Below are 14,618 nucleotides of genomic sequence, written 5' to 3' on the forward strand. Positions count from 1 at the left end.
GAGGAGCGCACACGATGACCGTCCTGCAGAAGAAGCCCGAGAACCCGATCGCCCACCTCACGCCCGAGGACGTCGAGCTCATCGGCAAGGAGCTCGACACCATCCGCCAGGAGGTGCGCGACAGCCTCGGCGAGGACGACGCCAAGTACATCCGCACGGTCATCGACGTGCAGCGCAAGCTCGAGCTGGGCAGCCGCGCGGTCCTGCTGTTCTCCAAGTTCCCGCCGGCCTGGGTGCTGGGCACCGTGGGGCTGTCGGTCGCCAAGATCCTCGAGAACATGGAGATCGGGCACAACATCCTGCACGGCCAGTGGGACTGGATGCGCGACCCGAAGATCCACTCCACGACGTGGGAGTGGGACATGGCCAGCCCGGCCGAGCAGTGGAAGCACTCGCACAACGAGCTGCACCACACGTACACGAACGTCGTCGGCAAGGACAACGACCTCGGCTACGGCATCATGCGCGTCGACGAGGACCAGAAGTGGGTGCCGCTGTACCTGGCGCAGCCGCTCTGGAACTTCATCAACGCCTGCTTCTTCGAGTACGGCATCGCCGCCTACGACCTCGAGCTCGGCAAGAACCTGGCGACCAAGAAGCGCCGGCAGAACCCGAAGTTCCGGGCCGACGCCAAGAACGTGCTGAAGAAGATCCGCAAGCAGATGACCAAGGACTACGTCGTCCACCCGCTGCTGTCGGGCCCGTCGTTCGTGCCCACCCTGGCCGCGAACTTCACCGCCAACGTGGTGCGCAACCTGTGGTCGCACTCGGTGATCATGTGCGGGCACTTCCCCGAGGGCGTCGAGACCTTCGAGAAGACCTCGATCGACGGCGAGACCCGCGGCGAGTGGTACCTGCGCCAGATGCTGGGCTCGGCGAACATCTCGGGCAGCAAGGCCATGCACATCATGACCGGCAACCTGAGCCACCAGGTGGAGCACCACCTGTTCCCCGACATCCCGAGCAACCGGTACGCCGAGATCGCGCCGAAGGTGAAGGACATCTTCGACCGGTACGGCCTGACCTACCACTCCGCCCCGCTGTACAAGCAGGTCGCGAGCGCCTGGCACAAGGTCATCCGGCTCTCGCTGCCCAACGGCTGGCTCGCCGAGACGACGCCGAAGAACGCCCCCGCGCAGGTGGTCAAGCTGGTCCGCATGACCACCGGCGGCAAGAAGGTCCGCCGCCAGCTGATGCGCCAGGCCGCCGCCTGAGCCCCGCGCAGCGCTGAACGCCCGAAGCCCAGAACCGTCGTGGTTCTGGGCTCCTGGCGTTCAGCGGTCAGCGCCTCACCCCTGGCCGGGCACGTCGAGCGACCGCAGCGAGTCCGGGTAGCTGATCGGCACCTCCCGGACAGGCCAGTCGGCGTCGGGATCCACGACCTCGCCCCGGCCAGGAAGGCGGCGACCTGCCCCTGCGCCTGCATCGCGGCCGCGCAGCGGGAGCTGCTCCTCGAAGAACCAGCGGTTGGCGTCGGGGCTGTTCGACGCCCACCCCGCGACGTGTAGCCCGGCCCCCATCCCCGCCGGCCGGCCACCAGACGGCGCGAGGCCCAGGACCGATGCGATGCGGTCCTGGGCCTCGAGCACATGCTGTGTGGGCCGACGCGGAACTGTCACCGCCCGCGACAGGATGCGACACCGGTGACAGTGGCGTGTCGTTTATCCACAGGGCCGGTGACGGGTGCTGTCGTCGTGACACGAGCACCCTCAACAGGCGAATGACCAGGGGCTCCTCCGCTGCACCCGCTGACGTTGGAGGGCGACTGGGCCTCACAGCCACTTCTTTGCCATGGCAAGGGCGCCTCTAGCCACATTGAGATAGTCCTCGCGACGACGGTCCTGCGGTGGAAGGACCTCCATCTTGTCCAGCAGTTGGCCAGCATTGAGTAGCGCAGCGGCGGCCTGACCCGCAGCCGCGCGCTTCTTCGGAGCGCGCGCCTGGGTCTGCTTCTGCATCCGCGCGGTAAGGGAGCCCAACTTCTTGCGAAGTGCTTCCGCTTCGTACCGGTAACGATCAGCCCGACCCCGCGCCAGGAATCCGATCTTCGGCGTTGAAGACGCGGAGCGCGCTGCGAGCGCATGACCAGCCTTCGTGATGGGTGCAACGTCGCCGGTGCTATCGAAGAGAAAGAGGGCGATGCCAGTGTTGTTGGCGTACGTGAGGGCCTGCTGCGTGTAGTCGATTGCGTAGAACAGCGCTTCGGCTTGGTGTGCCGTTGCCACGCGGTGCAGTGCCTGCACAGCGGGTCTGCCTGTCTTGGACCATTGGAACTTGACCTGGGCCACCGCGCCGGTGGCCCAGACATCGATCCCACCATCCGCGCCCGTGGCGGTGACACGCGCGTCCTCGAAGCCGAGCCGTCGCATGTGTGAGGCAGCCAAGCGTTCGGCGTCCTGCCATGTCTTGATGACCGCGTTCGGCGCCGGGTCAACACCGGCAGCGCGGTGCACGGAGATGTAGACCCCTGGGGCAAGCGGTCTCCCGGGCTCCTGGCCCTCATCACGCCGGGAAGTCACTGGCTGTCTCCTGAGACGCCGTCAATCTGCGCTATGCTCACGTTCCTATCTTGACGACGCTTGGTACGGCCCGCGGCCCGTATGGGAGTCAAGGCTGTTGGAGTGATGCGGCGGCAGGGGTATGGCGTCGAGGGCGCTCCACTCGAAGGTCGCGGATCTTGGATCCGACCCCGCCTGAGGCCGTGAAATCACGCTTGCTCCGCTTTCCAGTGACGGTCATCCGACCGCGTCTATCAGGCGTTCCGCCACCACCGAAGCATCGACGACCCACATGGAGCGCCCCTCGGCGGGCCTCTCGGTGAACGACAATCCGTCGAGCGGGACGAGCCACCCTGACGACTCGGTCGACGTCAACGCTGGGCGATCCCGGAGGTACCCCAGTAGTTGGGACAGACCGGCCGCGAGATACGAGGCTGATCGCGAAGCCTTCAGTTCAAGCACGATCGCGCGCGCGGGCTTCCCGTTCAGCAGCACTTCACAGACGATGTCTGGCCGTGTTCCAGCGCTGCTTATGGCATAGTGAGTGAGCGCATCGTTTAACTCCGATGGCGCAGTCGACGGGGGCCACGCTTGGTACCAGATACGGATCTCGCGCCCATCCGTCCTGCTTCGGTAAGAGGCGAAGGGGCCCCGTCCACCGATAAGCAGACTCGGACGGTCCACCCGCACGTACGCAGCCTCGAAGTGCCGACAGATGCGGAGGACAACGGCGATCTCGAATAGTTGCCAATCGCGGGACGGCTCGAAGTAGCGCTCGCATAGCGCCTTGACCACATCGGCTGGGTCTGGATCGATGAGGAGTCGCCGCAGGTAACGAGTCGCAGTCGCGACGCGCAACCGATAGAAGCCGCCGCGATCCGCGTTCAGCCGGGGGTACACGGCGTCTCCCGGCCATGTAGCAGGAACAGACTCCAGCCAGGCCGTCCTGCGCTTGGCGCGAACGGTCTCCGAGGTCTCTCGGATCTCACGAAGCCACGGAGCAGAGGCATCTCGGTCAGCCGTACCGGCCACGTCCGCGCGCTCTTGGATTGTGGCAAGTAGCCACGAAAGCGCGCGGTTCTCGTCGATGTCGAACACCCGGTTTGCGGGGCGCGTCACCCAGACATCGCCAAGTGGGTTTGATGTCGCTCGGTACCGGACTGTCGCCGCCCAGTCGATCGCAGACGTAACCGCCCGGGTCGCGACACGCGGCCGGACCGATGACGTAAGCGGTCGGCGCAACCCCAAGGCAAGGTCGTCCATTAAGGCGCGGACAGGCGCCGACAGGACAGCATGCGTCGCAATGACTCGGCGTAGGTCCCCCGCCGGAAGATTTAGTAGTTCTGCTGCAGCGTTGACGGGCCCAGCACGTTCAACTGATGCTCCGCTCAGGAATGCGGGGAGGTTTGCAAGGACTTCGTCGAGGAGACCCGCCCGTACCTCCACGGCCAAGGAGGTGTCGACGTAACTCACGACAGGGCGACTTCTTCGAGCGCTTCTACGAGTTGTGCCCGGGCGTCAGCATCGAGCGACGGCAGGCTCTTGTCGAGCAGCGCAACCAGGGCCTTACCGTCGGCGGGCGGTGCCCCTTCGTACTGCGGCACAACTAGTAGGCGGATACCAGCGGCGAGCGCTGTCGTTGCCACGTCGAACGAAGGTGCACCGCTGGCGGTGGGAGCCGACGCTTCGACGACGAATCGAGCCACATCTTGTGCGATGGCGGGACCGATCGGCACGGGGCCGCTGCAACAGACGTTCAGCAGCGCCTCGGCGATCGGCTCTCGGTCCTGCTCGGGGGCTTCAGCGAGCCACGCAGTCAGCAAGTTGCGGTACTCGTCCTCCTTTGGAAGAGGGACGTCAATAACGGCGAATCGACGGAGGAATGCAAAGGAGAGTCTAAAAAGGCTTGCCTTGTCTGAGACGTTCAGCGTTCCGATCAACCGCCACGAGCCGGTCAGTGGATACGTGGCAGCGCTGCCCTCACGCGACGCAACCCACTCAATCGCTACTGACATGCCGTCATCCGTATACGGGAGGATCGACCGGCGTCCCGCGGCGGCGCTGTCGCCACCCGACAAGACTGTGAAGAGTGGACCGAACGCCTTATCGATGTCCGCTCGGTTGACCTCGTCGATTAGTAGCCAGTGGCCGTCTCGTAGCGCTCGCAGAACGACGCCCGGGGTGAAGCGGAGGTTGCCGCTCTCGGTGGGGATGTATCCACCGATCGTGTCGAACGTCGTCCAGTCGGCTGTTGCGGTCGTGACAGAGTAGTTCACTGCGCCGACGACTGCGCGGCAAAGCGCTTCCCCAAGCGTGGTCTTCCCCGACCCTGGTGGGCCGCCGAGCAGCAGGTGCTTTCCCGCCCGCAGGGCCGTGACCGCGGCAGCAATCACTTCTCGGTCGATGGAGAACCCCTCCGGCAGGGAGGCGACTACCGCTTCGACGGATAGACCGGCCAACGTCGCGGCATCGTCGACCTCGGTGCTCCCATCTGACGCGGGCTGGTCGACCTCCTGTTTCTGGACGTCTGCTGGTAACGGCTTTTTCGCGAGGGCAAGCGCCTGGGTAATCTTGACGCTCAACAAGCGGTAACGGTCATAGAAGCGGGTGTAGTCGTCGATGGCCAGCACGCGATCGTCCTCATCCAGGAATCCTCGGATCTGTGACATCGCTGCTAGAGCCTGCCGCGGCGCGAACGGATCATTCGCCGACGCTCGTCGCTGCGCGTCCTCCAGGAGGGCTAGAGCCGACTCCGGGGACTGAGCGATCGGAGCATGCGCCGGAACCAGTGCTCCGCTGGGTTCGGCGCTGCACAGTCCCGGCATCATGGCTCGGGTCACAAGGAACGCCATATCTCCTTCGCGTGGGTGCCGCCCCGCCGCCGTCAGCCGGGTGACGGCATCCTCTGGCGTCTGCGCGTCGACGAGCGAGAACCGCCGGAGGAGATGGTCCCGGTCCGTCGTTCTGCCTGCCGCCCGGACGGCGGCGACGAGACCGTCTCCATCAATCTCTTGGATATGCCTTCCCCTGCCAACCGTGCCCTTGAACTGGGCCGCGATAGCATCCGGCAAGGCGCGCAGGCGAAGGAACTCCTGTGTGCTGATTGGCTCATCGAGGTCTTCGACGTCGACGGAGACACGGACCATTGGTTCGCCGGAGGCGTCATCGTCATGTGGCGCGGTGACGACCCGGAGCACGTAGGGAACGGCACCCTTGCCGCCTTGGATCAACGTCTCGTATGCAGCCACGATCGTGTCGAAGTCGACTCCGAGGTTCTCGCAGTAGGCGCGTTGTGTTGCGGCGTCCTCCTCGCCGTACACCGCGTCCTGAGCGAACTTTGCGACGAGGAAGTCGCCTGGCTGCATGCGGCCAATGAAGTCAGCCTCGCCGGTCTGCCGCTTCCAGGCTATGAAGCCTTGATCGATCTGCGCGAAGACGCGGCAGTTCGTCGACATCACAAAGGTGGCCACGCGGACAACGTAACCGGGCGGGGTGAAGAGAGCCGCACACGACCCGCACTACGCCGTTCCTCACGACCACCGGCCGTCTGGACGCCCCGGCTGGACGCCCAGGCGGCGGCGTAGCACCGCCTCGACACGGGAGCGGACGCCGGGTCTTGTGCGCCCGTCCGCCGCGGAGATGCTGGCGCGACCTCCGGCAATCGGCCAGGGGGTCGTGGCGATCCCCCGCTATTACGCGCCTCGTCGCGCGACGGACGACACCGCCGTGACCGTCATCTTTGACGCTCGCGACGTGGACAACCCCGACGCAACCGGCTGGGCACCGGACATGGAGCCCACGCCACTCACGACGCCGAAGCAGACGGCGCCCTCTCACCCGACGCCCCCGGCTGGACGGGCATGCGCGAGGACGCCCAGGCGGCGATGCATCCACGCGCGGTGGCATCTTCAGCGACCCGGGAACGCCTAGAACATGACCGGTTCCCTGCGACGCCTCGCTAGCCCGCTGACCCTCGTAGGCGCGCGCCGCTCCAGGCTGCTTCGACGTCGTCTAGCGTCACGATGCGGCGCCGAACGCCCTTCATCGTGCGTCCGACGCTTTGGCCAGTGGATACCAGCCCCATCATTTCCTGATGCCCCGGGTCGCCCGGCATTAGGGTCCGATACCTGTATGTTTTATGGTCCGCCTGCACGACGACAATGACAGGCCGACCACTGGCGGGATAGTCGGGTTTCGGCGAGCCGAAGTCGAACTCGATACGCGAGTTGCGGTTGCTCTCAGGATAGACCAGTTCGCGACTATGCCGTGCGAGCAATCTCCCGTCCGCGCCGACCTTCTCCAGCGTGATGGATCGCTGGTCGTCCGCCTTAAGCCCGAAGAACAGTCTCGCCACGTCGACATTAAAATGGACCTGGTGCCACCGGCCGCCCGCTCCAGGGACCATCGCGACGAGGCATGGTTCAGTCCCCGTCAGTAGGTCGAGGCCACCAAGTACCATGTTTGATCTCCTGTCATCAGCGTGGCAAAGCCATCAGTTCATCGTACGGAAGCACCGTCTTTCCGGTTGACTTCTTCGTCGGCGGCTTCGCGACAATGATGACGTACTCGTGCACGTTCTTGAAGAGGAAGTTTGGCGGGTACGGGTAACTCCCAAAGATCGGTCGCTGCCCGTTCGCTGAACCCCACCTACCGCCAGTGCCGTCCTTGTTCCAGATGATTTCGTTGATCAGGACGAAGCCCAACTGGCGCAGCAGTATCACGAGGTCCGTCGCGAGTGGGAATGTCAGCAGGCCATGATCCGTGTGTTGATTCACGTTTGCCGTGTTGACACAGAACTTACGGCCCGGCGCGAGCACGCGAAAAACCTCAGCGAAGGCTGGCCGCAGCGACTCGATGAAGGACAAGTACCCAGGCATGTTTCCTAGGTTCGCTTCGCCGTCGCCGTAATCCGCCTTGTTCCAATACGGCGGACTCGTTATAGCGAGCCCAACGCTCTCGTCAGCAAGGTCCAACCGACGTGCATCGCCGAGAGTCGGCGTGAACCGATAGCCCGAGCCGTTGAGCGCCGCCTTCTCGCGCAACATGCGGTCGTAATAGGGCTGACTCTGGTCAATGCAAATCCCGTGGCGGTCAAGTTCCGCCGCAACCACACCAGTCGTTCCTGTCCCACCAAACGGGTCGAGCACGATCTCGTCGACAAAGGAGAACAACTTGATGAGCCGACGCGGGATCTCGGGGGGGAAGACGGCGGGGTGTTCAGCGTCCGAGACGTTGGCGATGCTCCAGACCGTCTTGGTGTACTCCCGCCACTCCTCCTTTGTCAGGGCGCTCGCCGCGCGCTGCTCCGGGGTGACTACTAGGCTCACTGGGCTCTCTCTCGGTTCTGGGACGTTCGGGTTCTGGGACGGTCCACCGCCATCAGCGCGCCATGCCAGCGCGACAAGTGTCCCGTGTCGAGCGCAGGAAGCAGTCCGCGACACTCGATGTCAATCTCGTCGAGGAGGGCGGCCTCCGGCCAGGTCGGGTAGGCAACAGTAGTCCTTCCGCCGTTGCGGCTGATGACAGGTTGTTGCGACGCTGCCTTCCAAAGCCGGTCGCCGATTTCCGCCAACGCGGCAGTAGAGGCCGCGTTGTTTGGCCACGGCAGCAGGCTGGTAAGTCGTTGTGTGACGTGGAAGCCGTCACCTGTCACGTGCCATAGCCACATCGCAAGACGGCTTGACATCAGCGCGTAAGCCGCCGCTGCCTCGGTGTCCGTCGTGAACCTCAAGATGAGAAACGGGTTTGCACTGTCATGTCCATCTGCCACGGCGCGCGAGGGTTCCCGCATGACGTTCAGGAAGTTGTAGGCGGTCGGCGCGATGGCGAGTTCGGCTGTCTCCATGGCGACCTCGGCTAGCGGCGCAGTGAAGCGCGCCGCAAGGACTTTTCCAAGTCCGCCTTGCGACGTTATGCAATCCGCGAAAAGTCGTTGCTCCCAATCCGACCCGATCTTCGGGATGAGCGACGGCACTGTGGGCATGTCGGCGACTGAGACCCTCATCAACGATCCCAGGGCCGCGTTTCGGCTATGGCTTGTCCATCTCGTGAGGGGGGTCGCCACCACGTCGCGAGGTGCCGAACGATCGAGTAGAACGATCGCGTTGCGAGTCTTGATGTCATCGCCGAACAAGGCGTCGGGCGCGCGATCGAACGATAACATCTGCAGTCGTCCGCCTGTGGCAGTTAGCGATTCACGCAGTTCGGGATACGGCGATTGCGTTGACGCTACAGGTGCGAGCGGTAGGACGACTGCCATCCGACCGGATGACGAAAGCAACTGGAGCGACAACTCGACGAACATTGACGACACGTCTCGGGCGCCCTTAGTTCCCGTCACTGGTCGGAGAGTCGCTACGTGGTGCCGCGGCGCGGAGGCCGACAGGGGTGCGTAGGGCGGGTTCGCGATGATCCGCTCGACACCGGACGCGAGCGCCTCCGGGAAAACGTCGTCGAGGCGCCACGGGCCATGCACGCCCAAGGGTCCGGCTTCCGGCTGCGGTACTCGGGCAGTGCCAACCGGCAAGCCCTCCTGTGAATGTGGCGCTTCTGGCCTCGCCGTCGCGATCATCAGCGCATCACCGGTCGCGAGGTTCTTTCGAAACCGATGCCAACGTACCCACGGCGGGTCTCCCGACGGGTGGACCCGTAGGTCGGCGGCAGTTAGAACGAACGAGGCCGCCTCTGCCGCGAACGGGTCGATGTCGACACCGAGGAGGGTTGGGGTGCTGTGACCGCACTCCGCTGATGCGAGTAGCGCCGCCCGCAGGAAGACGCCGCTGCCACATGCCGGGTCGACCCAGCACTGCCGCGACGAGTCGTCGAGGTCCAGAATCTCTTTGACCATGAAGTAGGCAACATCTCCGGGCGTGTAGTACACGCCACGACGCTTCCGCCGGTGCCGCTCGGGCAGCACGTCGGCGTCACGGAGGGCGTCGCGCCTAGTGGCGGCGGCCATGGGATCCAGCAAGTAGGGCATGAGTGCATGGATCGCTTCAGAGTCGAGGGAACCCATCGCGGGCCGCAGATCCACCTCGGTTTCGTTGAGGGCGGTCACCGAGCCGCCCGTCCAGAACCACTCGTGCGCGGCCACGATCCCCTCATCGGCGGATGAAGCACCGACCGCTGCGCAAGTCAGCCACTCGCCGATCAGCGCCCACGCCGAGCGCAGCGATCCGTCAGCCCCGGGAGGTACGTAACCAAGGCCCGCACGATGAGGAGCGAAGCGGTCGCCGAACGTGGAGTCGCTGCTTAGGTCTTGGAGCCGTACCGCTGCCTGCCGGAGCCGATGCGCCACGCGTTCGACGGTGGTGACGAGCGGTCGGCCAGGGCTGGGTGACGACAGGTGCACCCACTCCGGAACCGCGCCCCCAGCCACGCAATGAACTTAGATGCCGACTCCGACAGTTTCCCGTTACGCCACGACTGGGCGGTCAGGCGACGGAGGAGCACGCTCGGCTGGTTGTAGAGCCGTCGGGACGTGGCAGCGCCCCTGAGAGGCGGCCAGGACCAGGGGCTGGTGGATCGGCGGGGGCTCGGGGAACTCGCTAGAAATCGGCTCGGCCTGGTCCCGCGCCCGGGCGGTCAGGCACTGGTTGGTGTCCCACCGCACAACGCCCGCACTAGCGACTCGCACAAGCCATCCGTCGCTGCAGCGGGGTATGCGACCGTGGCCCTTGACACCGACTTCAAGAAGTCGCGGGCCGCAGTGCGGTCGGCGTTGCGCGCCGCAGGCATCACCGAGGTCATCGAGAAGGTTGTCGCCAGGATCCTGCCCGCGGTGGTGTAACGGGTGGCGGCGCCGTGTCCGGGGCGTCCCGCCGACTTGGCGCGAGAGCCGCCGCGGCCGGTATTAGCGTGCGCGATGCCTGGCCCCAGGGTGGATGGCCGCATCCTGGGGCCGGGTGTGCTCCGCGCCGGACTGGTACGAGGCTGACCGCCACGCTGCATCGGTTGTACGTCTTGTCGGCTTCGTACTCGACCAGGGCGGCATGCCGGTGCCGCCAAACGGGTCACTTGGGCCACAGTCGACTCGCCAGAGGAAGGCGGGATGTCCCCCGAGGGGGTGAATGTGGCCTGTCAGTGGGCTCCTGCGTTGACCGCCAACAGATTCGAACATACGTTCCCCTTCCGCCCGGCAGGCGTTTGCCGTGCGGGCCGGGTCTCCGGCGCCTTCGACCAGTTTCGCCGTCCTCCTCTGCCCGTCCCTGCAGTTGATTGGAGTGGAAGATGGTTGCCCGTCGGTCCCCTGAGTTCGCCGCTGTGCTCCTCATCGCGGAGGAAGCGTTCCCGTTCGATCTCAGGGTGTGGAAGCACGTCGACGCTAGGCGCCAAGAGGTCGACTTCGACCAGATGCTCAGCGAGACCACGTTCTCCTCGCAGGAGCGGTTGATGCTGGAGATTGCCGCCAGCCTGTGGTCGAGCAGCACGCACCCGACGATTCTGGGGGTGGTCGCAGAACGCCTTGGGGACGACTGGCTGGAAGTGCTGCTCCGTGCGCTGGCGGCATCGCGCAGCGCGCGGGTGCGTGCCAGATCGGCCATCGGATCCGTCCCGTAGCAACTCGCGGTGATGCCGCACGAGAAGGCCCAGGGTCAACAAGGGTTCGCGAGAGGAGATGGTTTGGGCGGTCGTCGCTTGAGGATTCCGGATGACCCGGAGGCTCGGGCCTACCTGTACATGGGTTGGGACAAGCGGTTCGGCCACCTCCCTTGCGGGCGGGACGGTTGCGCAGACTGTAAGGCGACCTTGGACGAGACCAAGGCCCTCTTCGAGCGCTTCCCCATACGGGCCTACTCCCACCCTGCGGAGGAGCCCGCGCGCAGCCTCCTCGTCGCCTTCTACACGGATCCTGTGGGTTCAGGATTCGACCGGGCGCGGATTCCCTGAGGGGGCCAATCCTCGACCGCCCGGCGGCGACTGCGGGGGGCCATGGCGCCGAGAGGCATGGTCTGTGCGCGGCCAGAAGGGTCCCCGCAGGGACAGGTTCGCGTCGTACGCCGCGTCCAGCAAATCCTTTAGCGCACGCTGATACTGACGGGCATTGTCGGGAGTGAACGGCTCTGCTGCGAGATGCCCCCACGTTGTGTGAGCCGAGAGCAACCCTGAGACGGCCTCTCGTAGGTCTGCGAGCAGGTCGGCGTCGATGTAGAGCCCCGAGCGGCCATGGGTGTATCCGGGGCCTTCCCAGTGAGGCTCCTGGCGCAACTGGCTCCGGCGCACGGCAGCAGATCGGCGAGTCTCGTTGCGCTTCCTCCACGCCTGCTTGATGGCCGCCTGTCGACAGTCTTTGCAGTACGGGCTCCGACCGCGGTCCGGCAGCAGGAGTGCCAGACAGTCGACGCACCGTGCGTTGCCGTTGACGTCGATGGCCGGTGCACCCCGAGAGCCACCACGGAGCGGCTTATCACCTGGCGTACGGATCTCGGTGCCATCCGGCGCCACGTGTCTGATCGGAAGTGTCATCGGTATCGCTCACCTGACTGGCATGCAGACGTTGAGCCAGTAGGGCACTCCGCCTGCGGAAATGCGCTCACCGCCTGAACCCGCCGCACTCGCTGCACCCCATAACCTACGTGTCATCGGTTGAGCCACAGGTCAGAACCAACCCGAGACCTTCTGATGGCCTACTCGTGACTGAAGACCTCAACCTCGGCCCTGCCGCTCAGCGTGGCGCACGGCGTTCACCCGATGGGGGGCCTGCGTCCCCCGCAGGCGTGACGACTAACAGCCGCTCGCTGAGCGATACCGATGATCCAACCTATGACTCGATCAGCGGTGCCAGCGTTGAGGCTGCGCGGGCCGTCCGGCGCCACCTCGCCATCGTGCCCTCCCTTGCACCGACTGCGGCGGAGGCACGCCCGGATCGTCTGGACGCCACTGCAGAACCCGCGCTTCGACGCGGCGGTGTCGCTGTGATCGGGCCAAGCCGCGTGCTGCGCGCTTCGCTGTCAGGCCGGGACGGCTCGGACCTCGGGGTCCTGACCCACGCTCTGGTGACGACACACGCGCCGTTGCTGGCAACCGTGCCTCCCGAGGAGTTGCTCGGGCGGATGCACGGGCTGGCCCGGAACTTGCTGGACGCCAACTGGAACCGTCGCCGCGTGGTCGCGGCGGAGGCAGTGAGCCTCGCCCACAAGTACCTGACGCGGCTCGCTCCCACCGCGCCTTGGCGGCTGCTTGCTGTCGAGTACCAGACCGGCGACGGAACCGTCGACCTCGCCTGGGAGCACGTCGAGAGCGGCCGGGTGCTCTTCGACGAGTTGAAGACCTCCCGCATCGCCACGCGGAAGGTGCCCGAGGGCTGGCTGCACCAGGCCCGCCGCTACGCCGCAGCGGGGGCGGCCCAGCACCCGTCCCTGTTCACGGGCGTGCGACTGCTGCCGTTGAACCGCATGCACCTCGCACGATTCGTCGGCCTGAACGGTCTGACTGCCCGACTGTCCCCGACGACCTTTGAACCACTCCGCGAGAAGGGCGGTGTCGCGTGATGGCCTCCACCAAGGTCGTCAAGAACCCGGAGTTGGAGCGGTCCGTGCTGACGACTCTCCTGCGGCTCCAGAAGGAGAACGGATTTGTGAGCAACCAGGACGTCGCCAAAGCAGCGGCGGCACTCGAATGTTCGACCCGCCGGATCCGTCGGATGATCCAGCGCGGCTACGTGCAGGCCCCTCGCACGCCGTGGAAGCCGAACGACGACCTCACCGTGCAGTTGATGCGCCACAAGGGCTCCGTCGCCAAGTTGCACGACCAGATGTGCCAGAAGGGCGAGAACCCCGGCATCGGAGTGCGCACGATGCAGCGCTACTTCGCCACGCAGTACGACCAGCGGCTCCTGACCGGAGCGCGCGGGGGCTACGAAGCCTTCCGGGCAAGCCTGCCGACCCTGGAGAGGCACGTCGAGTCCCGCAACGACGAATGGGCTATCGACCACACGCTGCTGCCGGTGTGGGTCCGGCTGGACGACGGCTCGGTCGTCAAGCCGTGGATGACCACGGTCTTGGACGCCGCCACGCGCATGGTGATGGCCTTCACGATCAGCCCGTACAACCCGACCACCGAAGAGTCCGTGGAGACCGTCGCACTAGCGGCGGAGGGCTTCATCACGGAGGACGGGATCTTCGTTGGCGGCCAACCTCAGATGCTCCACTCCGACCGCGGGAGTGACCTGGTCACCCGCGCGATGACCGTGGGACTCATCGAACAAGGGACGGGCCGTTCGTTCACCGAGGCGTACACCCCTCAGCAGAACGGCAAGATCGAGCGCTGGCACCGCACCATCAAGAGCGAGGTGCTGCCACTGCTCCCCGGCTACGACCGCAGCGACTACCAGCCACGCGACCCGCGGCGCGAACCGCAGCCGGTCGTGACCTCCGCGGGCCTGCTGCCCATCCAGGCGTTCCAGCACGAGATGTTGAAGGCGCTGCGCGACTACAACTTCGACCGGCCCCACCGCGCCCTGGGCGGTAGGACCCCCTACGCCGCTTGGTGCGCCGACGACGCACCCGTGGTGCAGGGCGATCCGCAGGCGATCCGCGCGTCGATGACGCAGGAGATGACGCGCGTTGTCGACCGTGCCCGCGTCCAGTGGGACAACCGGTTCTACCAACTGTCGACGGACCGGGTCCTGGAGGGGCACGACCCCGAAACGGGCGAGGCGATCCTCGGGCTCCCCTGGCGCAGCATCGTCGAGGGCCGCGCAGTGATCCTGCGGTTCCTGCCGACCCGAGTCGAGTTCGTCGAGGTCTACACCCAAGAAGGCGACTACATCGGCCGGGCCCACTGGACCCGTTACCTCGATGCCGCCGAGGCAGCCCAGGGATCCGCTGACCGTCGTGGGGCCATCCGGACCTTCCGGACGGCGCTGGAAGAGATCGCGGAAAGCGACGCCACCGCCGTGGAAGCCCACAAGGCTGCCGCAACCGCCACAGAGCCGACCGCGGACGACAACACCTACGGGGCACGGCCAACGACGACCCGGCGCAAGAAGGCCGAGTCGCCGAGCACGACCCGCCGCAAGGCTTCCGAACGTGCGCGTGAGCGCACCCAGTTCGAAGTCCTCGGCAACACCGTCGTCGCCCGGACCGGCACCGACGACCTCGACTTCTGACCTCTACCGAT

11 protein-coding genes are annotated in these 14,618 nt (G+C 65.8%); 4 read left to right on the forward strand and 7 right to left on the reverse strand.

The window, feature by feature from the left end:
• The first annotated feature begins 14 nt into the window (after positions 1–14).
• On the forward strand, positions 15–1,214 hold the full coding sequence (locus E9565_RS08675) for an acyl-CoA desaturase (protein WP_236826536.1): 1,200 nt from the start codon (positions 15–17) through the stop codon (positions 1,212–1,214).
• Positions 1,215–1,289: 75 nt separating this feature from the next.
• Here the strand turns inward: E9565_RS08675 and E9565_RS08680 are convergent, their stop codons facing one another.
• The 7 genes from E9565_RS08680 to E9565_RS08710 all read right to left on the reverse strand — a co-directional run bounded on the left by E9565_RS08680 (position 1,290) and on the right by E9565_RS08710 (position 9,795).
• Positions 1,290–1,589 carry a hypothetical protein gene (locus E9565_RS08680; RefSeq protein WP_236834630.1) on the reverse strand — a complete coding sequence of 100 codons (300 nt, stop codon included), beginning with the start codon at positions 1,587–1,589 and terminating at the stop codon, positions 1,290–1,292.
• 183 nt (positions 1,590–1,772) lie between these two features.
• Complete coding sequence (locus E9565_RS08685) at positions 1,773–2,453, reverse strand: restriction endonuclease (RefSeq protein ID WP_236834632.1); 681 nt, start codon at positions 2,451–2,453, stop codon at positions 1,773–1,775.
• 282 nt (positions 2,454–2,735) lie between these two features.
• Positions 2,736–3,596: a hypothetical protein gene (locus E9565_RS08690; RefSeq protein ID WP_236834634.1), complete on the reverse strand. Its 861-nt coding sequence runs from the start codon at positions 3,594–3,596 to the stop codon at positions 2,736–2,738.
• Positions 3,597–3,967: 371 nt separating this feature from the next.
• Entirely contained in the window at positions 3,968–5,968 is a 2,001-nt protein-coding gene (locus E9565_RS23165) for an AAA family ATPase (RefSeq protein WP_236834635.1), read from the reverse strand.
• 488 nt (positions 5,969–6,456) lie between these two features.
• Entirely contained in the window at positions 6,457–6,852 is a 396-nt protein-coding gene (locus E9565_RS08700; protein ID WP_236834637.1) for a hypothetical protein, read from the reverse strand.
• A gap of 121 nt (positions 6,853–6,973) precedes the next feature.
• Positions 6,974–7,825: a site-specific DNA-methyltransferase gene (locus E9565_RS08705; protein WP_236834640.1), complete on the reverse strand. Its 852-nt coding sequence runs from the start codon at positions 7,823–7,825 to the stop codon at positions 6,974–6,976.
• Entirely contained in the window at positions 7,822–9,795 is a 1,974-nt protein-coding gene (locus E9565_RS08710) for an N-6 DNA methylase (RefSeq protein WP_236834643.1), read from the reverse strand. The genes E9565_RS08705 and E9565_RS08710 overlap by 4 nt, the downstream gene beginning before the upstream one ends.
• A gap of 965 nt (positions 9,796–10,760) precedes the next feature.
• Between E9565_RS08710 and E9565_RS08715 the strand changes: the two genes are divergently transcribed.
• From E9565_RS08715 to E9565_RS08725, 3 genes are all read left to right on the forward strand, one after another.
• A complete protein-coding gene (locus E9565_RS08715; protein WP_236834646.1) occupies positions 10,761–11,057 on the forward strand; it encodes a hypothetical protein in 297 nt (98 codons plus the stop codon).
• Positions 11,058–12,214: 1,157 nt separating this feature from the next.
• The gene (locus E9565_RS08720) at positions 12,215–12,988 is read left to right on the forward strand and encodes a hypothetical protein (RefSeq protein WP_236834648.1); all 774 of its coding nucleotides are present in this window, start codon (positions 12,215–12,217) and stop codon (positions 12,986–12,988) included.
• Entirely contained in the window at positions 12,988–14,607 is a 1,620-nt protein-coding gene (locus tag E9565_RS08725) for a hypothetical protein (protein WP_236834650.1), read from the forward strand. The genes E9565_RS08720 and E9565_RS08725 overlap by 1 nt, the downstream gene beginning before the upstream one ends.
• Positions 14,608–14,618: the final 11 nt, after the last annotated feature.

Source organism: Blastococcus sp. KM273129 (assembly GCF_021698995.1).
Lineage (GTDB): Bacteria > Actinomycetota > Actinomycetes > Mycobacteriales > Geodermatophilaceae > Blastococcus.

Excerpts from the sequence above, each read along its gene's own strand:
- E9565_RS08675 (WP_236826536.1), top strand. The coding sequence starts at position 15 with ATGACCGTCCTGCAGAAGAAGCCCGAGAACCCGATCGCCCACCTCACG.
- E9565_RS08725 (WP_236834650.1), top strand. The coding sequence starts at position 12,988 with ATGGCCTCCACCAAGGTCGTCAAGAACCCGGAGTTGGAGCGGTCCGTG.